Raw genomic sequence first — 23,721 nt, 5'->3', positions numbered from 1 at the left:
TCAGACGCGCAGATCGGCGTCCTCCCGGCTGCCCATCCCCGTGGTGAACTCGTGGACGCGCAGCGGTCCGCCCGCGTGCGGATCCAGCGGCGGGGTGTCCTTGCCCGCCCCCACGCGCAGACCGGCGAGCATGTGCGACAGCGCCTCGTCCGCGCCGAAGCGTGGCGTCCAGCCCAGCTCGGACCGTGCGCGGCCGGTGTCCATCAGCGGCAGGTGCAGCATCGCGTCGAACAGGTCCGGCGAGGCGGGGACCAGGCGCGCGTGCCACGCCGCCGCGAGGCCCGCCCGGACCGGCGCGCGCGGCACCGGCACGGTTCTGGCGTCGAGGACGTCGCCGAGCACGGCCCGATCCACCACCGGCTCGGCGGCCAGATTGAACGGCCCCTTGGCGTCGGTGGTGACGGCCAGCGCGTAGGCCCGGCCCACATCGCGGCTGTGCACGGCCTGGAACCGGAGCCCGCGCGGCACCGGCAGCACCGGCACCAGACCGGGCCGCAGCAACCCGTTCGGCGCGAGCGGGCCGAGGAACAGCCGCCGCTGCTGACTCGCCGACTCCCGCCGGAAGCTGAACGCGGGCCGCATCCGCACGACCCTGCGGTCGGGATGCTCCGCCTCGAACCGGTCGAGAAGCCGTTCGCAGTAGGCCTTTTCGCGCATGTAGCCGGCGGCGGGCCAGCCGTCGGTCGGCCAGCTCTCCGGCACGCGCCGGTCCTCGTCGCACGGTGAGTACGCCCCGACCGAGGAGGCGAAGATCAGCGCGGGCACCTGCGCGGCGGCGACCGCGCGCAGGACACGTTCGGTGCCGCCGACATTGGCCTGCCAGGTGGTGAGCGGCTGATGCGTCGGCTGGAACAGCCACGCCAGGTGCACCACCACGTCGGCGCCGTGGAACAGCGCCTCCAGGTCGTCGGTGCGGATGTCGGCGCGCTCCCACCGCACGCCGGGCGCGGCGTCGACGGGCATCCTGCGCGCCACACCGACGATCTCGTCGATGCCCGATTCCTCCGCCAGCGCCTCCAGCACGCTGGTTCCGATGTTTCCGGTCGCTCCGACGATCACGACACGCATGCCAACCACTCCTCCGCTCGGGTGTCGATCCCTGTCGCCTCGCGCCTACCCGCCCGGGGGTGGGCGAAACCGCTGTTTGGTCCGGGTGGGACCGGAAACCCGGACTGCGAGGTGATGGTGATGGTCGATGATGTGGAGAAGCGCTGGACGAACGGCCGGGCCGGCAGGCAGGCCGCCCGCTACCTGGTCGCGGTCGTCGTGGCGGCTGCGCTGGTGGCCGCCACGACCGCGATCTGGGCAGGCGGCAGGTCGGCCTGCGCGGACGCTCCGACGACACTGTGCGACGGACCGGCGAAGGCCGCCGTCCTGCTGGCTCCGGCCGTGATCCTGCTGCTCGGCGGTCTCGGCGCGTTCGTCCGCACCTACCTGGCCTGGCGGCGCGGTCAGAGCTGGCCGCTGTGGCAGGGCGCGGGCTGGTTCCTGTTCCTGCTGATGACCGTCTATCTCGGCGTCGGCGCCGGCGCGGCCGCCTGAGCGGTCGGCTGCGGCAGCGGCGGATCCGGGTCGGGGATCGGCGGGAACGGATCCGGCGGTGGCGCGGGTTCGGGAGGTCCCGGCGGCACCGGGTCGGGCCGGGGTGCGGGGGGAACGGGGTCGGGGCGGCCCGGTGTCGGCGGAATGGGTTCCGCCGGATCGGGGAGCGTGGGACGGGTGAGACGTGTCGTCATGATCGGCCCTCCTCGGGGATCGCGGTGTTCACGTGACGGTGGGAGTCGGCGCGCGCAGCGGGCTGACCGCGAAGTCGACGCCGAAGTTGTTGTAGGTCAACGGCAACGGCTCACCGGGTGCGAGCCGGGGCGTCGAACGCAGCTCGAAACGGGCGCCGCGCAGCAGGTGCGCCAGCAGCGTGCTCGTGACGAACAGGACGAGGTCACGCCCCGGGCACGCCGCCGGTCCCGCACTGAACGGCACCAGCTGGGGGTACTGCCGCGCGCGACCGTCGACCCAGGCGCTCGGGGTGAACTCGTGGGCGAAGGGCAACTGCTCCTCGTCGCGATGGAAGGCCACCGCCGCGATCAGCACCGCCGTGCCCGCGTCGACGGTGAAACTCCGCGCGCCCTCGCGCCAAACAGTGTCCTCGGTGGTGTCGCGCAGGATCAGCGGGGTGGTCGGCCACAGCCGCACCGACTCGAGCACGCAGGCGCGCAGGTAGGTGAGGGTGGACAACTCGGGGTGCAGCGTCGCCTCGGTGGACGCGGTGGCGAGCTGCTCGGGGTGGGACGCCAGCAGGGCGAGGGTGCGCGTGAGCGCCGTGCCCGCGGCGTCGAAGGCGAACAGCCAGTGCGGCACCTGGCCGAGCGGGTCGGTGGCGGCGACCGATGGCGTGGTGACCAGGGCGCCCAGCAGGCTGTCCTCGGCGGGGGACTCGGCGTAGCGGTAGAGCCGGTCGAAGAACCGCTCGCGCGTGCGCCGGCGCGCCGGCGCCAGGAACGACCAGTTGGCGGCCGACCGCAGCTGCCAGAGCTCGTCGGTGATCTCGTCGTCGTCGCGGGCGTCCGGCCCGAGCGTCAGCCGCCGGACCAATCGCCACCAGGAGGTGGTGAAACGCGCGGCGTCGAGGTGGCCTTCCCGAGCGGCGGCCCGGAGCAGCCGGTCGGCCTCCTCGGCCACGATCTCGGCGAACGGTCCGGCGAGCCGATGCAGCGGACGACCCGTGTCGAGCGCGACCTCGTTCACCGCGCGCCGCTGGGTCCGGATCCGCCCTTCCGGCACCAGCACACCGTGCGGCTGGAACTGCCCGAGGGCGGCCCGTTTCTCCCGGTTCGCCGGATCGAACGGCGAGGGCGCCCCGTCGAGCACGCGGCCGACGTCGGCGGGATCGGTCACGACGAGTACGCGCCGACCCGGCACCACGAGTTCGACCGGGCCGCTGCCGAATTCGCGGCGCAACGCGCGCATCCGGCGCACCGTGCGCGCGTCGGCCTGCGTCCGTTCGAGCAGACCCATCATCCGTCGCCGCCGCGCGATCACGCCCGCGGCGAATCCGGCAGCGCCCAGATCCGCGAGCGTGGCCGCCGCGCGCACCCCTGTCAGCCGATGACCCGACATCCGACCTCCTCTGTTGCTCGGTTCTCGTAGCGGCCATTCCACGGCGTCGCGCGCCCAAACGCCGGGGCTCAGCGGCGCAGCTCCTGGGCTTTGGTCTTCACGCCCTGGACCAGCAGGTGCCAGGCGCCCGGATCACCTTGCAGGACAGCGCGTCCCATGTCCTTGATCTGGTCGTAGGTCGCGTGCGGTGGGATGGGCGGGACCTCCGGGTCGCACCGGATGTCGAGCAGCACCGGCCGGTCGGCGGCCAGTGCGCGGTCCCACGCGAGGCCGATGGCGTCGGAGTCGTCGACCTCGATCGCGTCGAGGCCGAAGCAGGTCGCGGTGGCCGCGTAGGAGATGTCGGGCAGCGTCTGGGATTCCTCGAACTTCGGCGCGCCGCCCATGCCGCGCAGCTCCCAGGTGACCTGGTTGAGGTCGTTGTTGTGGAAGACGCACACGATGAGCCGCTGATCGGGCCACAGGTGCCGGTAGCGGTGGACGGTGATCAGCTCGGCGAGGCCGTTCATCTGCATCGCGCCGTCGCCGACGAGGGCGACGACCGGACGGTCGGGGTGGGCGAACTTCGCGCCGATCGCGTACGGCACCGCCGCGCCCATGGTGGCCAGGGTGCCCGACAGCGAGCCGCGCATGCCCGCGCGCATCCGCAGGCAGCGGGCGTACCAATTGGTGGACGACCCGGAATCCGCGGTGACGATCGCGTCGTCGGGGACGCGCTGGGAGAGCTCCCACACCACCCGCATCGGATTGGCCGGTTCGGCGTCGAGCATGGCCTGGCGTTCGAGGGTCTCCCACCAGTGCCGCACAGTGCCTTCCACGGTCTCGCGCCAGGAGCGGTCCGTGCGGGGCTCGAGCAGGGGGATCAGCGCCGCCAGGGTGGCTTTCGCGTCACCGACCAGGTTCACCTCGGTCGGGTAGCGCATGCCGATCAGCGCACCGTCGAGATCGATCTGCACCGCGCGGGCCTGATCGAGCTCGGGCAGGAACTGGCTGTACGGGAAGTTGGAGCCGACGATGAGCAGCGTGTCGCAGTCGCGCATCAGCTCGTAGCTCGCGCGGGTACCGAGCAGCCCGATCGCGCCGGTGACGAAGGGCAGTTCGTCGGTGAGCACGTCCTTGCCCAGCAACGCCTTGGCGATGCCCGCGCCGGTGAGCTCGGCGACCTGGAGGATCTCCTCGGTGGCGCCGCGCGCGCCCTGCCCCAGCAGGATCGCGACCTTGCTGCCCGCGTTGATCACCTCGGCGGCCCGCTCGATGTCGGCGAGCGCCGGTACCGAGGTGGTCGAGGGGACATCCGGCGGACTCGACGGCACCTCCTTGAATGCGTGCGCCGGCGGCTCGTAGGGCTCCTCCTGCAGGTCGGCGGGGATGATCACCGCGGTGGGCGCGCGGCGGGCCAGGGCGGTCCGCATCGCCCGGTCCAGCGCGTTGGGAAGCTGAGCGGCCACATTGACCTCGACGAGATAGTCCGAGGCCACGTCCTTGAACAGCGCCTGCAGGTCGACCTCCTGCTGATAGCTGCCGCCCATCGCGCTGCGGGCGGTCTGGCCGACCACCGCGACCACCGGCACATGGTCGAGTTTGGCGTCGTAGAGGCCGTTGAGCAGATGGATCGCGCCCGGCCCCGAGGTCGCCATGCACACGCCGACCTGCCCGCTGAACTTCGCGAACCCGGTGGCCTCGAACGCCGACATCTCCTCGTGTCTGCTCTGCACGAACCGCGGCGAGTTGTCGGCGCGCCCGAAGGCCGCGATCAGGCCGTTGATGCCGTCCCCGGGATAGCCGAAGACCTGCTCGACACCCCACTCCCTGAGCCGCCGCAGGACATAGTCGGCCACCTGTGTCGCCATGGTTCCTCCTTCGCCGTCGCACTGTCGTCTCCCGGCGCGCTACCCGCGATCGCCGCGTTCAATCGGGCCGCGCGTTCAGTCGCCCGGTACCTGCGTCCGATGCTCGGGCGGGACGAGATAGCCGCGCAGATCGTCGATCTTGGATTCGATCCGTTCGGAGTTCTCGGCGTCGACCCGGAAGATCCAGTGCTTGGCGCCCAGCAGCAGGACCGCCTGGAAGACGAGCTGGAACCACTCGCTCTGCCAGTTCTCGAACGTGCTCGCGAGAAACTCCGGCCAGTAGCCGGACCAGAGAAACGGCTGACCGAGCTGCTGCTGCGTGTTGCGGTATTCGATGAGCTGGGTGACGAACTGCGCGGCCCACGAGCCGAGGAACAGCAGCATGAGCAGGTAGACAGCTCCCCACCGCCGGAAATGTGCCATACCTGGCCGATACCCCGCAATCGGTCGCCGACACGGCCGCCGCGCCGCCGATTGAGCGGGTGCGAGGCGGGTAGGACCAGCGTGTGGCCGCGTTCGCGGCGACGGACCGAGAGGAGGAGGCAGATGGCCATCGATCAGGAGACCGGGCAGGTCACCGGGACCGCCGACAAGGACTACGACCTGATCTGGTTCACCGAAGCGGCGCTGAGCAACGCGTTGCGGATGGAGGAGTACTGCCGCGACGCCGACCGAGCGGGCGACACCGAACTGGCGGAGTTCTTCCGCCGTGCGCAAGCCGAGAGCCGCAAGGGCGCCGAACAGGCGAAGAAGCTGCTCGCCGCCCGCCTGAGCTGATCGGGCCGCGCCACGTGAGGACCGGGTCCGGCACCCCCTCGCCGGGCCCGGCTCGCCACCATCGGGAGGGAGCCGTGGAGATGACCGCCGATATCGACCAACTGCTGCACACGCTCACCCACGTCGTGAACACCCTGCAGGACAAGGGGATTCGCTTCGCGGTCGGCGGCGGATGCGCGGTGTACGCGCGAGGTGGACCGGAGTCGGAACACGACGTCGACATCTTCGTCCGGCCGCAGGACAGCGCGGCGGCGCGCACGGCGCTGGTCGCGGTGGGGATGCGGCCCGAGGACCCGGTGGAGAACTGGCTGACCAAGGTCTACGACGGGGACATCCTGGTGGACCTGATCTTCCGCACCAACCACCACACCGTCGACGACGCCCTGCTCGACCGCGCCGAGACGATGGGGATCGGTCCCGCGAGCGCGCCCGTCCTCACCGGCACCGACCTGCTGATCGACCGGCTCATGGTCCTCGACGCGCACCGCCTCGACTTCACCCGGCTGCTCGCCACCGCGCGCGCCCTGCGCGAGCAGATCGACTGGCCCGCGGTGCACCGCGAGGTGTCCCATTCGCCCTATGCGCGCGCCTTCCTCGGACTCACCGCCGATTTGGGACTGCACCCTTTCCCCTTCGCCAACGCGCGTGGCGAACCACCCCAGTACGTCGTCGCGAACCTGCGCCGCGCCTTCGCCGAGGATCCCCGCACCGCGACCTCGAGCGTGCGGGTCACGCTGCGCGGCGACGTCATCGTGCTCACGGGCGAGGTGTCCGACGAATCCAGCAGGGGCGCACTGGAAACCGTGCTGCGCGAACGGGTCGGTCAGTACCGGGTGCACAACGACGTCCGGGTGAGCCATCCCGCGGCGCCCGCGGAACCGGAACGGCTGCGGTGAGGTGACCATGCGTATCGCCGCTGTGGGAGACGTCCACCTCGGAGCCGATTCCGGCGGGCGGCTGCGGCCCGCGCTCGCCGATCTGCCCGAACACGCCGATGTGCTGTTGCTGGCCGGCGATCTCACCCGGGTGGGGACGATCGCCGAGGCGAAAGTGGTCGCCGCCGAGTTCGCCGATCTCGGCGTCCCCGTGGTCGCGGTCCTGGGCAACCACGATCATCACAGCGACCGCGCCGGAGAGATCACCCAGTTGCTGGCCGACCACGGCATCATCGTCCTCGAGGGCACGGCGACCGTGCTCACCGTCGACGGCGCCGCCCTCGGCATCGCCGGGACCAAGGGTTTCGGCGGCGGCTTCGCGGGCAAGTGCGCGAGCGCCTTCGGCGAACCGGAGATGCGCCGATTCGCCTCGCACACCGTCGAATTGGCGCACGGACTCGAATCCGCGCTCGCCGGGCTGCGCGCCGATGTCACGGTCGCACTCACCCATTACTCGCCGATCTCGGACACCCTGCACGGGGAACCGCCCGAGATCTACCCCTTCCTCGGGTCGTATCTGCTCGGCGAGGCCATCGATGCCAACGGCGCCGATCTCGCGATCCACGGGCACGCGCACGCGGGCATCGAACGCGGCACGACGCCGGGCGGAATCCGCGTGCGCAATGTCGCGCAGCCGGTGATCGGAACCGAATACGCGGTCTACGACCTGGCGCCGACGGGGCGGTTCGCGCCGAATCGGTGACAAACCGGGCAGAACGTGCTGAAATGGCTGTACCGGCTGTTCTTGAGAACCTAGGGACGGCCGGTGGCAGTGCGAGGCCTGCCGGTGCCGAGGAATCGAGTACTCGTGAACACCCCACTCAGCCACGATCGATCCCGCTCTTCCTCCGGTGCCGAGCCCGACGCCGATGACGTCCGCGCCCGCCTGCGCGCCGAGACCAGTACCGTCCGGCACGGAACACTGCTGCGGGTCCACGGCGAGATAGACGCCTACACCTTCGCGTACTGGCGACGCCTCTTCGACACCGCCCGCCTGGCCGCCCGGGACACCGGCCATCTCCTGGTGGATCTCGACGCCGTCGAGTTCATGTCCTGCCGGGCGATCGCGGAACTCGCGGACAGCGCCGAGCGCTCCCACCGCGAGGGACTCCGGGTGAGCGTCGTCAGTCCCTCCTCGGCGATCGTCCACATCGCCACCGTCGCCGGCCTGGCGCTACCGATCTACCCCGACGTGAACGCGGCGACCATCGAGCACGTGCGGTGCGCCGCGCGGTCCGGCAGCACAGATCTGAGGAATCGCAGTCATGCCTGAGTACGAGGATTTCGAGCAGTCCGACATCGACGCCCCCTTCGTTCGCTGGCCCGAACCCAGTCCACTGCAGGCCTGGTGGGCCGAGATCATGAGCGGCGCCACGCCACGCAGGGCGAACAAGACCGCGATTCCGCACCGTCCGATGGGGCCGCGGCTCCGCTCGGCCTGACGGTGCGCCGCCGGCGGACGAAGACGTCGTCCAAAGGTGACCGGCCGATGGTTCCCCAGGGTGAATAATCGCAGGTATGACAGACCGTGCGCAGACGTCCCGAGCCGAACGTGCTCTCGTGGAGCAAGTCGTGGGAGTGGGAGATTCGCTGCTTGTCGGACGTTTCCGGTATCACTTCGGTTCGCGCCGGTGGGAATGGTCGGACGAGGTGGCCGCGATGCACGGTTACCCTGCGGGCACCGAGCCGACCACCGAGCTGCTGCTCGCCCACAAGCACCCCGAAGACCGTGAGCGCGTCGCAGCCACGATCACCTCGGTCGAGGACGGCGGCGCGTTCTCGAGCAGGCACCGCATCGTCGACACCCACGGCCGGGTGCGCGACGTGCTGGTGGTGTCGGACCTGCTGGTCGACGACGACGGCACGGTGGTCGGCACCGAGGGCTACTACGTCGACGTCTCCGACACCGCGGACGGGTACCGCCGCGAGGCGATCGACAACACCCTGCCCCGGCTGCTGGAGGCCAGGGTCGTCATCGAGCAGGCCAAGGGCGCGTTGATGCTCGCCTACGGCATCACCGCCGACCAGGCCTTCCGGGTACTGCGCTGGCGTTCGCAAGAGACCAACATCAAGCTCAAGACGATCGCCGAACGCGTCGTCGCGGAGCTACCGACCCTGTCGGGTGACGAGGTCAGATTGCGCACCCGCCTCGATCACGTGCTGCTCACCGTGCACCAGAACATCGAGAGCGATCCGCTGCCCTGAGCCTGCCACGCGTCACCGGCCGATGGAGGTCGGTGGCGCCAGGTCCGGAGGCAGATGCAGGGCCGGTTCGGCGCCGGGATCGGCGGGGAAGACCTCCTGCGCGCGCACCACGGCAGCGGCCTGCGCGGTCGGTGTGCGCTGATGAGCCCGCGCCAGCCGGTGCAGTCGCAGTCGCGCGGCATCGACGTCGCGGTCGAAGTACTCGGCGAGAATGCCGACCGCGGTCGCGATCACGGCCGTCCCGTTGAGCACTGTGTCGACGGTGTCGGTGGCCGTCACCCGGCGGCCGCCCTGGCTCGTCGACAGGGCGATCGCGGTGAGGTCGGCCAGGATCTGCCCGAAGTCGTCGGGCCGCCGCGTACCCCACGGTTCGTCGGCGTGCACGACCACCGCGCCCAGGGGCACCGCCATGGCCCTGACCGGGAACGCCCGCACCGATCGCAGGCCCGCTTCCCTGGCCCGCGCACGATACTCGGGCCACCGGTCGTCACCGGCCGAATCGTCGAGGTCGGCGATCATCGCGACGGCACCGTCACGGGCGCTGGCCAGTCCCGGGCCGACCGTGTGAAGGCGAGGATCGGCGGGGGAGTCGTCGCGGGCGGCCGCGGCGACGATGTGCAGACCGGCGTTGCCCGCCGCGCGCCTGCCGTGCAGCACGATCGCAGCGCAGTGCGCGTCGAAACACCGCTGGGCGTGCAGAGCGACCGCGTGCAGCAGGGCCGGAACGTCGAATTCGGTGGCCAGGGTCGCGGTCAGGTCCGCGATGGCGAGCCGGGTCCGCGCGGTGTTCATCCGCCCTGTCCTCCGCGGATGTCGCGCTGATCTCGCAGGGAGAGTCTGCGTGCCACGATGTCGGCGGCCACCTCGCTGATCGGTCTGCCGTTGGCGAAACAGTACGCGCGCAGCCGCGCCAGCCCCTCGTCCGCCGACACCGCGAGCTGCACGGCGACCATGCCGGAGGCGTTGAAGACCAGTGCGCGGGAGAACTCGTCGTCGGCGCCGACGACGAGTCCCGGGTCGTCCAGCGCCGTCGCGACGGCCAGGCGATCGACATCGGATTCCAGGAGGCGGCCGATGGCGGTGGCACACGCCAGCCCGGATTCCTCTTCGGCGGTGCTCAGCCCGCCCGTGGTGAGACGGTGCAATTCGAGCACGCCGAGCGGGCTGCCGTTGCCGGGTATGGGAAAGGCGTAGATCGCGTGGACGCCCAGCGCGACGACCTCGGCGGTGAAGGCGGGCCAGCGCGTCGCGGTCCCCGGCGCGGACATGTCCGGCCACAAGTGGGGCCGGTCGGTGCGGTAGGCGTCCAGACACGGACCCTCGCCGACGACGAATTGCAGTTCGTCGACCTGCTGAGCGGTCGCGTCGGTGGCGTAGACGAGCTCGCGCGCCGAGGACCGCGCGCTGAGCAACGCGACCGCGCAGCCGTCGGTCGCGGTCAGCCGCACCGCCGTGGTGCAGACCAGGCCGACGCCCCCGACCAGCGAACCGCCTGCCTCGGCGCCACCGTGGTGCCGAGGTTCCTCCGGTCTGCGCTGGAACGCGTCTTCCACCGAGTCTCCCATCCTCCCTTCCACGCTACTCGGGGGCGGGACCCGACGGTCGGCAGCGACGCGCTCAGCCGGTGTACTCGCTCGCCGCCTGGTAGCGCGTCGTTCCCGACGAGCACGGGTCGGGCAGGGCCGACAGGGTGGCGAGGTCGCAGATCCCGCTGGTCAGCATGTGCAGGGGCGTGATACCAAGCAGGACGATCACCCCGATGATGTCGCCGTCGCGGGCCAACTGGACGATCGAGTTCGCCGCGGTCGAGCCCAGATCCACTGCGGCGGAACCGGTGTCGGCGACGGGCGCGGGCGCGGGGCCCGCCGTCGCGGTCGGCGCGGTGGCGACGAGTGCCGCCGCCGCGAGGCACGAGGCGAGGCCGAGGGTGTTTCGCATGAGGTCTTTCCTTCGTTCGGAGTGGGTCAGCGGTGCGGTTGGGACATGTCCCGGTTCATGGTCGGGATCTCGATGCTGATCGGCATCCGCAGCTCGGACAGGTAGATCAGCGCCGCCTTGCGCAGGAATTCGTCGAGCAGCCAGTACGGGTCGCCGAGCGGGGGCACGGCGCTGAGCAGTCCTTCGCGCACGGCGATGAACGGTCCCCAGCTGAAGCGCAGCAGCGGATCCCAGACCGGCTCCCGCGGAATGGACAGCCCGTCGGCGATCGTGTCGCCGAGCAGGAAGCGGGTGAACGCGCCGAGGACCGGCTTGCTGAGCAACGCGAAGTCGATGTTGGCGCCGAGACCCAGCAGCCGGTCGGCGAGCTTGGCGCCTTCGGGGGTGGCGGCGATGATGGGGTCGAGGACTTGCGCCGCTTGGGAATTCGCCGAGGCCCACGAGTTCGGGATGTACTCGTCGCGCACCCCGAGCAGGTGCGCGGCGACCTGCCACGAGTGCAGGAACGCCGCCGATTCGTGCGCGGGGATCGGCACCTTCCACGCGGTGAGGTGCTTCATGACCGTGGTGGGCAGGCTGTGCCAGGTGACCATGATGTCGTTCTGGCTGATCGGGACGTCCTCCTCGGCCGAATGGACCCAGTGCGGTGACTGCGGCAGCAGATGCCGCACGGCGGCGTGCACGAGGCGGGTTTTGACGCAGGTGACGACCATTTCCCCGTCGGGACCGTAGGCGTTGTTGCTGCCGATGTCGTAGCCGAGCTTGGCGGTCTTGGAGATGCGGTCCTTGAGGTCGTGGCCGCCCTTGGAGTAGTAGACCGCGCGTGCCTCCTTCGGGATGACGGTGCTCATCATGCCGCTGGCGAAGCCGTAGAGGACCCCGAGGTAGAGCCCGCGCTTCTTGTTGAACTGGATGGCGGTGTCCAGCTGCGCCGGATCGGCCCAGTGCGGCAACCGCCGGGCGTATTCCATGAAATCGCGGAGTTCCGAGGGCAATCCGTCCGGCAGCGCGTGACCGTTCCTGGTCCAGGTCCGCAGCAGTTCGTTCACCCGCGGGACCTCGCCGCGGTCGATCAGGCCGGCGACCACGCCGTCGGCCTCGGGGTCCCAGACAGTCATCGGGTCGGCGCCCGCGCCGGAACCGGCGACCGAGTCCCGGGGTGACCAGCTCCATGGTTCGGCCCGGACCGGGGTGGTGGTCAGTGTGAGGGCACCGAATGCCCCCAGCATTCCGCCGACCTTCAACGCGTCGCGCCTGTTGAGTCCATCCATCGCCGTCGTCTCCTCATTGAGTACGTGACACCTCCGACGCCGGTGAACAGACAGTTCCTGGCCGGTGGCGTGTTGGAATGGAGAGTAACTTAGCATCGATGTTCATCGACGAAAGCGGTTTCCGAAAACGTTATTGACCGGCCTATTCGGGCGAATGAACAGTAACTTAGCGCTCGGTTTGCGGCATCGGTTCACCCGGTTGCCGTGCGGGCCGGGACCGCGTCGGTAGATTCGGGCCGACGACGGAAGGAGCCCCCGTGCCGATCCTGAACAAGGACATGCAGTTGTGCGTCTCGTTCGCGGCGCGGCCGAGCAATATCGGCACGCGCTTCCACAACTACCTCTACGACGAACTCGGGCTGGACTACGTGTACAAGGCCTTCGCCCCGGTCGACATCGAGCAGGCGGTGGCCGGCGTACGCGGCCTGCCGATCCGCGGCGCGTCGGTGTCGATGCCGTTCAAGGAGGCCGTGATTCCCCTCGTCGACCGGATGCACGACAGTGCCACGGCGATCGACTCGGTGAACACGATCGTCAACGACGACGGTGTGCTCACGGCCTACAACACCGACTACCTCGCGGTGGCCTCACTGCTGCGCACGCACGAGGTCGACCCGACCGCGTCGGTCCTGTTGCGTGGGAGCGGCGGCATGGCCAAGGCGGTCCTCGCGGCCTTCGCCGGCGCCGGCTTCCGGGACCTCACGGTGGTCGCGCGCAACGAGACCACCGGCCGTGCCCTCGCGCAACAGTACGGCGCGCGCTGGACTTCCGAGGTCGGCGACCGGCGGGCACGGGTGCTCGTCAATGTCACGCCCCTCGGGATGCAGGGCCCCGACGCCGACGTCCAGTCCTTCGCCGACGTCACGATCGCGGAGGCCGCCACCGTCTTCGACGTGGTCGCCCTGCCCGCCGAAACGCCGCTCATCCTCGCCGCCCGCGCGGCCGGCGTTCCCGTCATCACCGGCGCCGAGGTCATCGCGCTGCAGGCCGCCGAACAATTCGCCCTGTACACCGGCGTAAAGCTCACCCCGGATCAGGTGCGGCGGGCCTCGGAGTTCTCCCGGTCCTGACACGCGCCCGATTCGCGGTGTCCGTCTCGTGCGCTGGGCTATCTTGAGCCGATGTGCTCGCCGGAGATCGTTCGTCTCGCGGGCAGTGCCGGGCCGCGACCGAGCCGCCGCACGCTGCTCGGCTGGGCGGGTGGCGCCGCGCTGGCCGCGGTCGTCCCGGCACGTGCGGCGGCCGCGCCACGGACCGGTGGCGTGGTCGATCTGACGCACACGCTGTCGCCGGGACTGCCGGTGTGGCCGGGCAATCCGCCGATGGCCATGGTGCCGGTGGCCTGGCACGCGGTGGGCGGGTTCGGGCAGTTCGCGCTCGGCTACTGGGAGCACACGGGCACTCATCTCGACGCGCCCGCGCACCGGATCGCCGACGGCGCGACGACCGACGCGCTCGCGGTCGACGACCTCGTCGCGCCGCTCGTCGTCCTCGACATCAGCGCGAAGGCCGCGAACGACGCCGACGCCGTGGTGACGGTCGCCGACATCGACCGGTGGCGGACCGAGCACGGGGAGATCCCAGACCGGGCGTTCGTGGCGATGTACTCCGGGTGGGAGGGGCGGCTCGGTGACCCGTCGACCTTCCTGAACCTGGACGCGCGCGGGGTGCCGCACGCCCCGGGATTCGCGGCCGAGGCCGTGGAGTACCTGGTGACGCAATGTGGCATCGCCGGCGCCGGCGTCGACACCCTGAGCCTGGACTGCGGCGCGGATCCCGACTACGGCGCGCACACCGCCCTGCTCGGCGCCGGTCGCTACGGCGTGGAGATGCTGGCCGCGCTCGCCGCCGTCCCGCCGTCGGGCGCGACTGTCGTCGTCGGCGCGCCCAAACACGCCGGCGGCACCGGGGGACCGTGCCGGGTCCTCGCCCTCACCTGAGAAATGGTCACCAGTCGGATCTGCCGATCGAGAGCTGGTGGGTGAAGACGTTTCCCGGGTCCCACTCCGCCGTGATCCGGCGCAGCCGCGGATAGTTGTCGCGGTAATAGAAGGTGTGCCACGGGATCCCGGAGGTGTTCCACGCGGGATCGGCCAGATCGCCGTCGGGATAGTTGATGTAGCTGCCGCCGTAGGTCTCGTCCGGGATCGGGACGCCGCCGGTGCCGGCGTGCACGTCGCGATACATCTCGCGGGCCCACCGCAGGTACCGGTCGTCGTCGCCGGGTAGCCGCCAGGCGGCGTGGATCAGCATCTTCATGAAGCAGTCCCGGGCAGGCATCGCGGTCGCGCCGGACGCGACGGCGTTGATCGCGCCGCCGAACGGCAGGAACTCGAGCTGGGACTCACCGAGGAATCGGGGATCGACGAGGTAGCGGTAGAAGATGCGCAACTGCTCGGGTGTGTAGGCCCTGCGCAGGTAGGCGGACTTGACCTTCACCCGTACCGAACTCGGGGCTTTGGCGTAGTAGACCCGGCGCACGGTCTCCGGATAGGGCAGCTGGGCGACCGGCAGGGCGATCGCGGGTGGGAACACGCCGTCGGTGACGGCCCGCACGAATGTGTCGAATCGTGCCCGGGCGTCCAGGGTCTCGGCATCGAGGAGGATGAGCAGTTCGGCGGCGGCCGTGCCGGTGGTCCGGATCATCAACGGCGCGTACAGGCCGGCGAACTCGTCGCCGGGGGCGCTGTGCTGTTCGAAGAAGGCCAGGTAGTTGCCGACGAACCGGACGAACGAATCCTCTGTCGCGACGGGCAGGATCACGCGTCCGCTGAGCATCTCGCGCGGCGGTTTCGGCAGGGCGTGCGCGGGGTCGGCGCCCTCGGCGTCAGGGGAGCGGAGCAGGAACCGCGTCACCACACCGACATTGCCGCCACCGCCGCCGGCGTGCGCCCACCACAGATCGTGATCGGGGCCGTCCCGCTTCGCGACAACGACTTTCGCCGCGCCCGCGGCGTCCACGGTGACCACTTCCACCCCGGCGAGATGATCGGCGACGAGTCCGAACCGGCGTGAGAGCGGGCCGTAACCGCCGCCGCAGACGTGGCCACCCATGCCGACGCCGAGACAGATCCCCGCGGGGACGGTGACGCCCCACCGGTGCAGCGCCTCGTACACCGCGCCGAGGTCGGCGCCCGCCGCGACCGAGAACGCGCGATGGTGGTCGTCCCAGTGGACGGCGTCGAGCTCGCCGAGGTCGATGATCGCGCCGGTGCGCGCACTGTCGACGAAGTCGTCGAAACAGTGTCCGCCCGACCGCGCCGCGAGCGGTGAACCCTCGGAGACCGCTGCCGCCACCGCGTCGCGGACCTCTTCTGTTGTGGCCGGCACGTAGATCCGGGCGGGCCGGGCCTGGAAGCGGCGGTTGTATCCGCGACCGGCAAGCGCCGCGAAGTCCGGATCGCCCGCGCGAAGGACGCGCGGTGCGGCCTGGGCCCGTGGCCCGCCGAGCGCGGCGATCGCGCCACCGGCCACGGCGGCGGTGAGCAGGCTGCGACGTGAGAGCGACATGGGAATTCCTTCCGCCCAGCGGCGTTCGCTCGGACACTAGCCCAAGGGCGGTCCGCGATGCGGGACATGCGCGGGCGCGTGGCGTGCATCGCGCGCGAGATGGCATGGACTGCAACGTCGGACTCGCGCGCGGACGGTTCGATCACGGTGGGATCGGAGGTCACCGTGGAGTGGCGAGCGCCGGGAGTGGCGTGCGGGACAGGAGGTGGGTCGCGAGCGCTGCCACGGCGTACACGGCGCCGGTGAGGCAGGAGGCCCACCAGCCCCACGTGGTGTACGCCCATGCCGTGGTGACCGCGCCCAGCGCGGAACCGAGCGAGTAGAACGCCATGTAGGCGCCGATGACACTGCCCGCCCGGTCCGGGTAGGAGCTGGTCAGCAGATGCTGGCTGGTGACGTGAACGGCCTGCACGGCGAAATCGAGGGCGATGACGCCGACGACGAGCAACAGCAGGGTCGGTTCGGTCCGGCCGAGCAGTAGCCACGACGCCGCCAGCAGCACCAGTGACCACCCGGTGGTGGTTCTGGCGTGGCCGGCATCGGCCCAGCGGCCCGCGCGGGTCGCGCCGAGCGCGCCTGCCAGGCCGAACGCGCCGAACAGGCCGATCGCGGCGGCGCTCAGCGACCACGGCGCGGCGCTGAGCGGCAACGCGAGCCCGCTCCAGAGCGTGCCGAAGGAGGCGAAGACGAAGAACGTCACCAGCCCGCGGCCGAGGAAGAGCCGATCGCGGGTCAGCCGGGCCATCGAAGCCAGGATCTCGACGTACCGGCGCTCCGGGCTCCTGGGGTCCGGCCGCAGGAGGCGGCGAGCCGTTGCCGCGAGCGCCACACAGGCCAGGGCGAGCACGATGTAGATCGCCCGCCAGCCGACCGTGTCACTCAGTAGTCCGGCGAGGACCCGGATGCCGAGGATGCCGAGCACCACCCCCGAGGTGACCACGCCGATCGCGCGGCCCCGCTCACCGGGTGCGCTGACCGCCGCGGCGTACGCGACCGTCACCTGCACGACCACCGCGAAGAATCCCGCGATCGCCGACCCCGCCATCGCGGTCACCGCGTTCGGCGCGAGCGCGACCAGCGTCGTCCCGATCGCGGTGAGCAGTAGGTGGCCGACGATCAGCCGGCGCCGATCGAGCAGATCGGCGAGGGGGACCAGCAGGAGCAGTCCGGCGAAGTAGCCGATCTGGCCGGCCGCGACGAGCCACCCCAGCGCGTCCGATGCCAGTCCCAGATCGCCGCCGACCTCGTCGAGCACCGGTTGGATCGCATAGATCGTCGAGACCGCCACGGCGCACACTCCGGCCGCGACCACTCGCTGGGCGGTATCCACCAGCATCCTCCATTGGTAGCAAAACGAAACCATTAGAGCGTATGGCAGAATGGTTTCGAATCGCAACCTATGGAGGTGGGCTCGATGGCGCTCGGCGCGGACCAGGACTGGACCGACCCGCACTGCCCGGTCGCCAGAACGGTCGACCTCATCGGGGATCGGTGGTCGCTGCTGATCGTTCGCGACGCCATGGACGGCGCCGCCTCGTTCACCGAGTTCCGGCAGCGGCTCGGCATCGCGCGCAACATCCTGTCCGATCGGCTGCGCCGCCTGGTCGAGCACGGCATCCTGACCACAAGCACCGCACCGGGCGGCAAACGGCACGCCTACGAACTGACCGCGGCGGGCAAGGACCTGTTCACCACGATCGTGGCCCTGCGCCAGTGGGGCGAGCGCCATGCCTTCGCCCCGACCGAAAAGCATTCGACACTCACCGATCTCGACGGCGTGGCTGTTCCCGAGCTGCGCCCCCGGAGCCGGACGGGCGCGGACCTCGGCGTGGACACCACCCAGGTGTGGAAGGTCTAGTCCCGGCGCCCGGGCGGGGTGCGGCTGGTGACCCGATGTGCTGTGATCGTGTGCGGGAGGGAGTCTGATGCGCCAGGAGGAATCGGGTCGGGGCGCGGATTCGTCGAGGCGGTCCGGTGCGGATCGGTGGCGCCTCGGCGTCGCGGTGGTGGCCGGGGTCGTCGCGGCGGCCGCGGGACTGTTCTGGCTGTCGTGTGCCTACCTCGTCGCGCGGTCGCGATGGTCGAGTGATCCGCTCGCCGATCCGCACGGATACGGGTTGATCTTCGGTTCCGTCTGCGCGCTCCCTGCCGCGGCGATCATCGCTGTCACGGTGCCCCTGGTCCTGCCTCCGGGCCGGAATCGGGTGCGCCTGGTGGGGATTCTGATACCGCTGGTGTTGCTCGTCTCCGGCCTGCTCCTGGTGGCCCTCGTCACGGCCTGAACGTTCACCGGGTCCGTTGGCGCCCCGCTATCCGGTCGTCCGCGCGGTGGCGAAGGTGGCGGTGAGATGGCGGGCGAGCGCCGGGTCGGTCGGGGAACCGACATAGCCGAGATAGCCGTCCGGTCGGACGAGGAACAGGGTGCCGGGCTCGGGCCGGTAGCGGTGGGCGAAATCGCCGTCCCGATCGCAGACGAGCGGCGGGACCGTCGGCACGGGCTCGGTGTCGGGCGCCACGATGAGGTAGGAGTCGAGGTGGCCACCGGCCTCGGTGCGCAGGCGCTCCAATGTCCGCTCCAGATCGGCGATCTCGGCCGTGCTGTCGAGATAGACGAGGGCCGTGTGCCCTGTTCCGGTGAACAGGGTGAACAGGCGGAACGGGAAGGCGACGGCGGCGCGGGTGAGGCCGCGGGCGTCGGGGGCGCGGGTGCCCGCAGGCGGCATGCGCGTCCCGCTGGGCGACGCGGTCACCACGGGACTGTCGCGGTAGTCGATCAGCAGCTGCGCCTCGCGCAGCAGGAACCGTTCGGGATCCGCGTCGTCGTTCCCGAAGCCGTCCTTCGCGTGGCGTACGGTGCGCCCGACGACCTCCTCGCCGACCGGACGGCGCTCGGCGTCGTAGCTGGCGAGCAGGTCCGCGCTGCCCTCGCCCGCGACCGCCAGCGCGAGCTTCCAGGCGAGGTTGTGCGCATCCTGGATGCCGGTGTTCATGCCCTGCGCGCCGGTGGGCGGGTGGATATGGGCGGCGTCGCCCGCGACGAAAACCCTTCCCCGCGAATAGGAGTCGACGATGCGGTGGCTGATCCGGAAGGCCGACGACCAGCGCAACCGCGACGCGGTGACCGGTTCCGGGGACAGCCGGTCCAGCACGGCCTGGATATCGGCCAGATCGGGCCCTGGGCCGGAACGGAAGCCGTGCTCGATGCCGTCCGGACCCGCGGCCACCGCCAGTTCGGGGGGAACCTGCATCGACACCCGGTAGCGGTGGTGGCCGGGCAGCGGGATGCACACCAGCCCGTCGTCGGTGACGCCGTCGGTCTGGTGCGTCGCCCGCACGCCGTAGCCGGGTGGTTGCGACCAGTCGAGCTCCACGTCGCCGAGCATGTACTGCTCGGTGAAGGCGGCGCCCTCGAAGGTCAGGCCGAGCGTCTTGCGGACGGTGCTGTGCGCGCCGTCGCAGCCGACGAGGTAGCGGGCGCGGACGGCCTGCTCACCGCCGGGACCGCGCAGGACGGCATCGACACCGTCCTGGTCCTGGGTGAAACCGACCAGGGTGGTTCCCCGTTCGACGCGGGTCGCCATGGCCGCCAGCCGCTCGGCGAGAATCCGTTCGGTCTCGTACTGGGGAAGTCCGACGAACCCGAACGGCACCTCGGGCGGCAGTGCCAGCTCCAGCCGGCCCGCCGGCGCCCCGTTGACGTAGGTGAGTTGTCCGCGCAACTGGACGGACGCGTCGAGGAACTCCCGCAGCAGCCCCATCGACTCGAAAACCTCCAGCGTGCGGGGCTGGATCCCGACCGCTTTCGCGTAGCGCGGCGGTTCGGGCAGGGCGTCGACGAGCCGGCAGCGCACCCCACGCCGGACCAGCTCGATGGCCGCCACCGATCCGACCGGACCGGCGCCGACGAGGAGGACATCCGTCTCGGCCATACGACATCACCTCGGGCTCGGGAAACCGCGTGAGTGTGTTCGCTGATCGTACGCCCGTCGCCTCACCCACGGAGCCGCAGCACCGCGAGTACCCTGCGGTGACGGGTGTCGGAGGGTGGCAGATCGAGCTTGGTGAAGATGTTGCCGATGTGCTTCTCGACGGCGCGCTCGGTGACGGTGATCGCGGCGGCGATCGCGTTGTTGGTCAGGCCCTGCGCCATCAGTTCCAGGACCTCGCGTTCGCGGGGAGTGAGCCGGGCCAGCGAGTCCTGCTGACGCGAGGCGCCCATCAGCTGGCTCACCACCTCCGGGTCGAGGGCGGTGCCGCCCGTCGCGACCCGGTGCAGCGCGTCGACGAAATCGCCGACATCGGCCACCCGGTCCTTGAGCAGGTAGCCCACCCCGCTCGCGCCCGCCGCGAGAAGTTCTGTCGCGTAGCGGGTTTCGATCCACTGGGAGAACACGAGCACACCGGTGCCGGGAAACTTGCGGCGCAGCTCGATGGCGGCGAGCAGGCCCTCGTCGGTGAAGCTGGGCGGCATCCGCACGTCCACCACCGCGACGTCGGGGCGATGGGTGTCCACCACCTCGCTCAGCGTGGTGGCGTCCCCGACCATCGCCACCACCTCGTGGCCGCGCTCGGTGAGCAGGCCGGCCAGGCCGTCGCGCAGGATCGCGCTGTCCTCGGCGATCACCACCCGCAGCGGCGCGGTCACTGCGGGCCCGCCGTCGGCAGCACCATGGTGACCACGGTCGGACCACCGGCCGGACTGTCCACGGTGAGGGTGCCGTCGACCGCGCGCGCCCTTGCGGCGAGACCGGCCAGTCCGCTGCCACCCGCGGGATCGGTGCCGGGGCGCGGTGCGCCGCCGATCCCGTTGTCGCGCACGGTGATCGCGAGCGATCGCACACTGTCGGGCAGGACGGTCACGGTCGCGTGGGTGGCGCGCGCGTGCTTCACCACGTTCGTGAGGAGTTCGGCGACCGAGAAGTAGGCGATCGCCTCGATCGCGGGACTCGGGCGCCGCAGCAGGTGCACTCGCAGCTCGACGGGAATCGCGCAGCGGGCCGTCAGCGTCTCCAGCGCGGGACCGAGCCCGAGCTCGAGCGCGGGCGGGTGGATGCCGCGGACCAGTTCGCGCAGCTCGGTCAGCGCGTCCTTCGCACCCGCCCTGGCCTCGGCGATGAGGTCGCCGGGATCGCCACCGGCGGCCAGTCGCTCCTCGGCGCGGCCCAGCGCCATCGCGATGGTGACCAGCCGTGCCTGGGTGCCGTCGTGCAGATCGCGTTCGACCCGGCGCAGGGTGGCGGCGGCGTCGTCCACGGCGGCGCGTCTGCTCGCGCGCAGTTCGGCCAGCTGCCGATCCCGCGGCGTCTCCGCGAGCAGCTGCGTGATCAGCATCCGGTGCGGCCAGCAGGCGGCCCGGACCAGCCACGGCAGCGCGAAGCACAGCACGATGCCGACGGCCGACATGGCCAGCACCCGCGGCCAGGTGTCGACGTAGAACGAACCGAACTGGGCGAGACTGTGATGCTCGACCCCGGCGGCGTCCACCTGGACCGGATCGAACAGCACCCAGGGAATCGGGGAGATCGCGGTGAACCCGACCATCGCGATCACGACGAGCACCAGATAGCCCACCACTACGCCGAGCACCGACTGCGCGAGCAGGAACAGGGTCGCGCGCCAGCTCGGCCGGTCGGTGAAGGCGGCGCGCAGGAATCCGAACAGCCCACGCCCCCGGCTGAAGGCCGGTGGCGCCGCGACCTCGACATCGAGCAGGCCCGCACCGAGGGACCGGTAGATCCGGGCCCAGACCCGGCCGCCGAGCAAGATCAGCGCGAGCAGCGGGATGCCGATCAGGAAGATCGACGCGTAGAGGCCGCCACCGAACCCGAAGAACAGGTAGCACACGGCCACGCAGCCGAGCACGAACGACAGCAGCAGGTACGCGAACTCCTTCCACGTCCTGGCCTGGATCGGCGCGCGCAGCGCGGTGGCGAGCACGCCGCCGCCGCGCTGCGCGCCCTGCGGCGGCGGGACGTCGAGCACGGTGGTCGGCGCGTCGGAGCTGTCGATGACGAGCGTCGGCTCGGCAGGTGTGTCCGTCATGACTCCCATGGTTGTCGCGGCGGCCCCGGTTCTCGATGGAGCAGGCCACCGACTCGATGGTGTAGCCAGCCACACCCTTTCTACCCCGCGCACGCTCTGCCGTGCCCGCGGCTCGGCGACGGCGGTACCCTCGGACCCATGGCGTGACAGCTGACCGATCAGCCTTCCCCTCCCTGCCTCGTCCGAGCCCCCGCTCCGAGGCCGCAACCTCGCCAGGAGCGTGGCTCACCATCGGCGACCGCCCGGTCGACGTCCACTATCGTGACCTCGACGTCGTCGAGCACGAGATCGCCGAGGCGAACGAGGGTCGCTTCCACTGGGAGCCCCTGATGTTCCACCTGGCGGGCATCCCGAGCTACCTGCTGCTCGCGGAGCTGTCGGTCAACCGAGTCCTGCGCGGCCGCCTCCCGCGACCGGAATACCCGCACGCTCTGCGCGCGGACCTGACTCTCCGCTACGCCCGCGACGCCTACGCCGCCCATGGCCGGCTGACCGAACTCGCCGGCGCGCTGGCCACCGCGGGAATGTACACGGCCCACGCGGTGCTCGCCTCCCGCGGCGAATGGATCACCAACGAGAAGCGTCTGCTCCACCGAGCCGGCCTCCGCGCCCTGGACACGATCATCACCGACCTGGACCCGAGTCCCGACTCCCTGAGCCGCGCGGTCACCTGGCGGGTCTGTCCCGCCGGGTCGGTCGGGCCGCCTCGATGCGGGTAGCGAGCCCGACCAGGTCGGCGGCGGGACCGGACGGTGGGGTGCGGCGGTGCCAGATGGCACGGAACTTCCTGGTCAGCGTGACGGAATCGGCCAGGGACACCTCGTGCAGTGTCCCGGCGCGGAGCTCGTGCGCGACGATGAGCCTGCTGACCACCGCCGGGGCGGTCCCGCTGCGCGCGGTCGCGAGAATGGCCGCGGCCGAACCGAGTTCGGCGGCCGGCCGGGCCGGCGTGCCGTGGATCTCCAGCGCCGACCACACCGTTTCGCGGGTGCCGGAACCCTTCTCGCGCCACAGCAGCGGCGTCTCCCCGAGCTCTCGCAGGGTGATCGCGCGCCGCCGGGTGGCCCACGGGTGGTCCGGCGCGACGACCACGGCCAGTTCGTCGGCGACGAGCACCCGACTGCCCAGGCCCGCGGGGGAGTGCGGCCCCTCCACGAACCCGAGCTCGGCCGTCCGGTCCCTGATCGCCGCCGTCACCTGCTGGGAGTTGGCGACATCGAGTTCCATCGCGAGCTCGGGCCGCAGCTTGCGCAGCGCCGACAACCACTGGGGAATCCGGTGGTCGGCAATCGTTTTCGACGCCATGACGCGCAGGCTCGCGTGCGTCCGGCGATGCAGGTCCGACACGCCGTCCATCAGCGCGCCGCCGGCGGCCAGTACCGGACGCGCGAGTTCGACCACGGCCGATCCCGCATCGGTCAGCGCCGATCCGGTCGGCCCGCGGTCGAGCAGCCGTAATCCCAAGCGCCGCTCCAGCGCACCGATCCGCATCCCCACCGCGGGCTGGCTGATGCCGTGCCGTCGCGCGGCCGCCCCCAGGCTGCCCAGCTCGGCCACGGAGACCAGCAGATCGAGCACCTCCAGGTCAGGTGTTCCCGGCGGCAAGCTCATAACAAAACCTTAAGAGGTCATGGGAATCGACGGCTACTCGGAGCGCCGCGCGCCGACCACGATGGAGATCGGTCGCGGAGGGCGCGGCACCGAGCAACAGAGGAGAACATCGTGACGTTCGTGGTCGGCGCGGCCTGCGTGGATGTCCTGGACCGGGCGTGCATCGAGGAATGCCCGGTGGACTGCATCTTCGTCGGCGACCGGATGGCCTACATCCAGCCGGACGAGTGCACCGAGTGCGGGGCGTGCGAACCGGCCTGCCCGGTCGAGGCGATCTACTACGTGGACGACATGCCCGAGGGGCAGGAGGCTTTCGTGGCCGAGAACCGTCGCTTCTTCGAGGAACCGCTGCCCGGGCGGACGGAACCGCTCGGACACCCGGGTGGTGCCGCGCGGGTCGGCGAGCTCGGCGTGGACACGCCTTTCGTGGCGGCCTACCGAGCGTGAACGGCCGGGCGCGGTTGC

Annotated in this window: 27 protein-coding genes; 13 read left to right on the top strand and 14 right to left on the bottom strand. The window is 71.0% G+C overall.

Going from position 1 to position 23,721, the window contains the following annotated elements; all coding sequences use genetic code 11:
* A complete protein-coding gene (locus tag DFR69_RS24935) occupies positions 1-1,068 on the bottom strand; it encodes an NAD-dependent epimerase/dehydratase family protein (RefSeq protein WP_110040044.1) in 1,068 nt (355 codons plus the stop codon).
* A 120-nt stretch (positions 1,069-1,188) separates the two neighbouring features.
* Between DFR69_RS24935 and DFR69_RS24930 the strand changes: the two genes are divergently transcribed.
* Positions 1,189-1,542, top strand: a complete 354-nt coding sequence (locus DFR69_RS24930; RefSeq protein WP_110040110.1) for a hypothetical protein — start codon at positions 1,189-1,191, stop codon at positions 1,540-1,542.
* Between the two features lie 222 nt (positions 1,543-1,764).
* Here DFR69_RS24930 and DFR69_RS24920 read toward each other — a convergent pair whose 3' ends face one another.
* The 3 genes from DFR69_RS24920 to DFR69_RS24910 all read right to left on the bottom strand — a co-directional run bounded on the left by DFR69_RS24920 (position 1,765) and on the right by DFR69_RS24910 (position 5,390).
* Complete coding sequence (locus DFR69_RS24920; protein ID WP_110040043.1) at positions 1,765-3,117, bottom strand: cytochrome P450; 1,353 nt, start codon at positions 3,115-3,117, stop codon at positions 1,765-1,767.
* Positions 3,118-3,185: 68 nt separating this feature from the next.
* Positions 3,186-4,967, bottom strand: coding sequence for a thiamine pyrophosphate-requiring protein (locus DFR69_RS24915; RefSeq protein WP_110040042.1), 1,782 nt, complete (start codon positions 4,965-4,967; stop codon positions 3,186-3,188).
* 75 nt (positions 4,968-5,042) lie between these two features.
* Positions 5,043-5,390 carry a DUF6766 family protein gene (locus DFR69_RS24910; RefSeq protein WP_110040041.1) on the bottom strand — a complete coding sequence of 116 codons (348 nt, stop codon included), beginning with the start codon at positions 5,388-5,390 and terminating at the stop codon, positions 5,043-5,045.
* 123 nt (positions 5,391-5,513) lie between these two features.
* On the opposite strand from DFR69_RS24910, the gene DFR69_RS24905 reads away from it, so the two are divergent.
* The 6 genes from DFR69_RS24905 (at position 5,514) to DFR69_RS24885 (ending at position 8,884) form a co-directional block, all read left to right on the top strand.
* Positions 5,514-5,744 carry a hypothetical protein gene (locus DFR69_RS24905; protein WP_110040040.1) on the top strand — a complete coding sequence of 77 codons (231 nt, stop codon included), beginning with the start codon at positions 5,514-5,516 and terminating at the stop codon, positions 5,742-5,744.
* A gap of 74 nt (positions 5,745-5,818) precedes the next feature.
* On the top strand, positions 5,819-6,640 hold the full coding sequence (locus DFR69_RS24900) for a nucleotidyltransferase (RefSeq protein WP_482805363.1): 822 nt from the start codon (positions 5,819-5,821) through the stop codon (positions 6,638-6,640).
* Between the two features lie 7 nt (positions 6,641-6,647).
* Positions 6,648-7,382, top strand: coding sequence for a metallophosphoesterase family protein (locus DFR69_RS24895; protein ID WP_110040109.1), 735 nt, complete (start codon positions 6,648-6,650; stop codon positions 7,380-7,382).
* 105 nt (positions 7,383-7,487) lie between these two features.
* On the top strand, positions 7,488-7,952 hold the full coding sequence (locus tag DFR69_RS24890; protein ID WP_167456391.1) for an anti-sigma factor antagonist: 465 nt from the start codon (positions 7,488-7,490) through the stop codon (positions 7,950-7,952).
* The gene (locus DFR69_RS34595) at positions 7,945-8,121 is read left to right on the top strand and encodes a hypothetical protein (protein ID WP_167456390.1); all 177 of its coding nucleotides are present in this window, start codon (positions 7,945-7,947) and stop codon (positions 8,119-8,121) included. Before DFR69_RS24890 ends, DFR69_RS34595 begins: the two co-directional genes overlap by 8 nt.
* A 76-nt stretch (positions 8,122-8,197) precedes the next feature.
* Positions 8,198-8,884 (top strand): PAS and ANTAR domain-containing protein, encoded by a 687-nt coding sequence (locus DFR69_RS24885; protein WP_110040037.1) that lies wholly within the window; start codon positions 8,198-8,200, stop codon positions 8,882-8,884.
* Between the two features lie 12 nt (positions 8,885-8,896).
* Here the strand turns inward: DFR69_RS24885 and DFR69_RS24880 are convergent, their stop codons facing one another.
* From DFR69_RS24880 to DFR69_RS24865, 4 genes are read right to left on the bottom strand one after another with little or no spacing between them, the layout of a single operon-like run.
* Positions 8,897-9,676 (bottom strand): GAF domain-containing protein, encoded by a 780-nt coding sequence (locus tag DFR69_RS24880; RefSeq protein WP_110040036.1) that lies wholly within the window; start codon positions 9,674-9,676, stop codon positions 8,897-8,899.
* Entirely contained in the window at positions 9,673-10,449 is a 777-nt protein-coding gene (locus tag DFR69_RS24875; RefSeq protein ID WP_110040035.1) for a GAF and ANTAR domain-containing protein, read from the bottom strand. The genes DFR69_RS24880 and DFR69_RS24875 overlap by 4 nt, the downstream gene beginning before the upstream one ends.
* A gap of 52 nt (positions 10,450-10,501) precedes the next feature.
* A complete protein-coding gene (locus DFR69_RS24870) occupies positions 10,502-10,822 on the bottom strand; it encodes a hypothetical protein (protein ID WP_110040034.1) in 321 nt (106 codons plus the stop codon).
* A 26-nt stretch (positions 10,823-10,848) separates the two neighbouring features.
* Positions 10,849-12,093, bottom strand: coding sequence for an oxygenase MpaB family protein (locus DFR69_RS24865; protein ID WP_110040033.1), 1,245 nt, complete (start codon positions 12,091-12,093; stop codon positions 10,849-10,851).
* Positions 12,094-12,350: 257 nt separating this feature from the next.
* Here DFR69_RS24865 and DFR69_RS24860 point away from each other — a divergent pair, with 257 nt between their 5' ends.
* Both DFR69_RS24860 and DFR69_RS24855 read left to right on the top strand, forming a co-directional pair.
* Positions 12,351-13,163 carry a shikimate 5-dehydrogenase gene (locus tag DFR69_RS24860; protein WP_110040032.1) on the top strand — a complete coding sequence of 271 codons (813 nt, stop codon included), beginning with the start codon at positions 12,351-12,353 and terminating at the stop codon, positions 13,161-13,163.
* A gap of 51 nt (positions 13,164-13,214) precedes the next feature.
* Positions 13,215-14,033, top strand: coding sequence for a cyclase family protein (locus DFR69_RS24855; RefSeq protein ID WP_110040031.1), 819 nt, complete (start codon positions 13,215-13,217; stop codon positions 14,031-14,033).
* Between the two features lie 7 nt (positions 14,034-14,040).
* Here DFR69_RS24855 and DFR69_RS24850 read toward each other — a convergent pair whose 3' ends face one another.
* Together DFR69_RS24850 and DFR69_RS24845 are read right to left on the bottom strand one after the other, a co-directional pair.
* A complete protein-coding gene (locus DFR69_RS24850; RefSeq protein ID WP_110040030.1) occupies positions 14,041-15,603 on the bottom strand; it encodes an FAD-binding oxidoreductase in 1,563 nt (520 codons plus the stop codon).
* A 160-nt stretch (positions 15,604-15,763) separates the two neighbouring features.
* Entirely contained in the window at positions 15,764-16,939 is a 1,176-nt protein-coding gene (locus DFR69_RS24845) for an MFS transporter (protein ID WP_110040029.1), read from the bottom strand.
* Positions 16,940-17,017: 78 nt separating this feature from the next.
* Here DFR69_RS24845 and DFR69_RS24840 point away from each other — a divergent pair, with 78 nt between their 5' ends.
* Together DFR69_RS24840 and DFR69_RS24835 are read left to right on the top strand one after the other, a co-directional pair.
* The gene (locus tag DFR69_RS24840) at positions 17,018-17,461 is read left to right on the top strand and encodes a winged helix-turn-helix transcriptional regulator (RefSeq protein ID WP_110040108.1); all 444 of its coding nucleotides are present in this window, start codon (positions 17,018-17,020) and stop codon (positions 17,459-17,461) included.
* Positions 17,462-17,528: 67 nt separating this feature from the next.
* Entirely contained in the window at positions 17,529-17,885 is a 357-nt protein-coding gene (locus DFR69_RS24835; protein WP_110040028.1) for a hypothetical protein, read from the top strand.
* Between the two features lie 27 nt (positions 17,886-17,912).
* Here DFR69_RS24835 and DFR69_RS24830 read toward each other — a convergent pair whose 3' ends face one another.
* The 3 genes from DFR69_RS24830 to DFR69_RS24820 all read right to left on the bottom strand — a co-directional run bounded on the left by DFR69_RS24830 (position 17,913) and on the right by DFR69_RS24820 (position 21,645).
* Complete coding sequence (locus tag DFR69_RS24830) at positions 17,913-19,532, bottom strand: FAD-dependent monooxygenase (protein ID WP_110040027.1); 1,620 nt, start codon at positions 19,530-19,532, stop codon at positions 17,913-17,915.
* Between the two features lie 62 nt (positions 19,533-19,594).
* A complete protein-coding gene (locus DFR69_RS24825; RefSeq protein WP_232998964.1) occupies positions 19,595-20,248 on the bottom strand; it encodes a LuxR C-terminal-related transcriptional regulator in 654 nt (217 codons plus the stop codon).
* On the bottom strand, positions 20,245-21,645 hold the full coding sequence (locus DFR69_RS24820; protein ID WP_110040026.1) for a sensor histidine kinase: 1,401 nt from the start codon (positions 21,643-21,645) through the stop codon (positions 20,245-20,247). The genes DFR69_RS24825 and DFR69_RS24820 overlap by 4 nt, the downstream gene beginning before the upstream one ends.
* A gap of 143 nt (positions 21,646-21,788) precedes the next feature.
* On the opposite strand from DFR69_RS24820, the gene DFR69_RS24815 reads away from it, so the two are divergent.
* The gene (locus tag DFR69_RS24815) at positions 21,789-22,364 is read left to right on the top strand and encodes a hypothetical protein (RefSeq protein WP_208644041.1); all 576 of its coding nucleotides are present in this window, start codon (positions 21,789-21,791) and stop codon (positions 22,362-22,364) included.
* Here DFR69_RS24815 and DFR69_RS24810 read toward each other — a convergent pair.
* Positions 22,312-23,256 (bottom strand): LysR family transcriptional regulator, encoded by a 945-nt coding sequence (locus DFR69_RS24810; protein WP_110040025.1) that lies wholly within the window; start codon positions 23,254-23,256, stop codon positions 22,312-22,314. The two genes, DFR69_RS24815 and DFR69_RS24810, sit on opposite strands and share 53 nt — an antisense overlap.
* Positions 23,257-23,367: 111 nt before the next feature.
* Between DFR69_RS24810 and fdxA the strand changes: the two genes are divergently transcribed.
* Positions 23,368-23,703 carry a ferredoxin gene (gene fdxA, locus DFR69_RS24805; protein ID WP_110040024.1) on the top strand — a complete coding sequence of 112 codons (336 nt, stop codon included), beginning with the start codon at positions 23,368-23,370 and terminating at the stop codon, positions 23,701-23,703.
* Positions 23,704-23,721 lie beyond the last annotated feature (18 nt).

Origin of the sequence: Nocardia neocaledoniensis (assembly GCF_003182135.1) — a bacterium.
Classification (GTDB): Bacteria; Actinomycetota; Actinomycetes; order Mycobacteriales; family Mycobacteriaceae; genus Nocardia; species Nocardia neocaledoniensis.
This window is presented reverse-complemented; position numbering and strand designations above follow the sequence as displayed.

What these genes read in the sequence shown, in the direction of transcription:
- DFR69_RS24935 (WP_110040044.1), bottom strand. Translation starts at nt 1,068, where the DNA reads ATGCGTGTCGTGATCGTCGGAGCGACCGGAAACATCGGAACCAGCGTG.
- DFR69_RS24930 (WP_110040110.1), top strand. Translation starts at nt 1,189, where the DNA reads ATGGTCGATGATGTGGAGAAGCGCTGGACGAACGGCCGGGCCGGCAGG.
- DFR69_RS24920 (WP_110040043.1), bottom strand. Translation starts at nt 3,117, where the DNA reads ATGTCGGGTCATCGGCTGACAGGGGTGCGCGCGGCGGCCACGCTCGCG.
- DFR69_RS24915 (WP_110040042.1), bottom strand. Translation starts at nt 4,967, where the DNA reads ATGGCGACACAGGTGGCCGACTATGTCCTGCGGCGGCTCAGGGAGTGG.
- DFR69_RS24910 (WP_110040041.1), bottom strand. Translation starts at nt 5,390, where the DNA reads ATGGCACATTTCCGGCGGTGGGGAGCTGTCTACCTGCTCATGCTGCTG.
- DFR69_RS24905 (WP_110040040.1), top strand. Translation starts at nt 5,514, where the DNA reads ATGGCCATCGATCAGGAGACCGGGCAGGTCACCGGGACCGCCGACAAG.
- DFR69_RS24895 (WP_110040109.1), top strand. Translation starts at nt 6,648, where the DNA reads ATGCGTATCGCCGCTGTGGGAGACGTCCACCTCGGAGCCGATTCCGGC.
- DFR69_RS34595 (WP_167456390.1), top strand. Translation starts at nt 7,945, where the DNA reads ATGCCTGAGTACGAGGATTTCGAGCAGTCCGACATCGACGCCCCCTTC.
- DFR69_RS24885 (WP_110040037.1), top strand. Translation starts at nt 8,198, where the DNA reads ATGACAGACCGTGCGCAGACGTCCCGAGCCGAACGTGCTCTCGTGGAG.
- DFR69_RS24880 (WP_110040036.1), bottom strand. Translation starts at nt 9,676, where the DNA reads ATGAACACCGCGCGGACCCGGCTCGCCATCGCGGACCTGACCGCGACC.
- DFR69_RS24875 (WP_110040035.1), bottom strand. Translation starts at nt 10,449, where the DNA reads ATGGGAGACTCGGTGGAAGACGCGTTCCAGCGCAGACCGGAGGAACCT.
- DFR69_RS24870 (WP_110040034.1), bottom strand. Translation starts at nt 10,822, where the DNA reads ATGCGAAACACCCTCGGCCTCGCCTCGTGCCTCGCGGCGGCGGCACTC.
- DFR69_RS24865 (WP_110040033.1), bottom strand. Translation starts at nt 12,093, where the DNA reads ATGGATGGACTCAACAGGCGCGACGCGTTGAAGGTCGGCGGAATGCTG.
- DFR69_RS24855 (WP_110040031.1), top strand. Translation starts at nt 13,215, where the DNA reads ATGTGCTCGCCGGAGATCGTTCGTCTCGCGGGCAGTGCCGGGCCGCGA.
- DFR69_RS24850 (WP_110040030.1), bottom strand. Translation starts at nt 15,603, where the DNA reads ATGTCGCTCTCACGTCGCAGCCTGCTCACCGCCGCCGTGGCCGGTGGC.
- DFR69_RS24845 (WP_110040029.1), bottom strand. Translation starts at nt 16,939, where the DNA reads ATGCTGGTGGATACCGCCCAGCGAGTGGTCGCGGCCGGAGTGTGCGCC.
- DFR69_RS24840 (WP_110040108.1), top strand. Translation starts at nt 17,018, where the DNA reads ATGGCGCTCGGCGCGGACCAGGACTGGACCGACCCGCACTGCCCGGTC.
- DFR69_RS24835 (WP_110040028.1), top strand. Translation starts at nt 17,529, where the DNA reads ATGCGCCAGGAGGAATCGGGTCGGGGCGCGGATTCGTCGAGGCGGTCC.
- DFR69_RS24830 (WP_110040027.1), bottom strand. Translation starts at nt 19,532, where the DNA reads ATGGCCGAGACGGATGTCCTCCTCGTCGGCGCCGGTCCGGTCGGATCG.
- DFR69_RS24820 (WP_110040026.1), bottom strand. Translation starts at nt 21,645, where the DNA reads ATGACGGACACACCTGCCGAGCCGACGCTCGTCATCGACAGCTCCGAC.
- DFR69_RS24810 (WP_110040025.1), bottom strand. Translation starts at nt 23,256, where the DNA reads ATGAGCTTGCCGCCGGGAACACCTGACCTGGAGGTGCTCGATCTGCTG.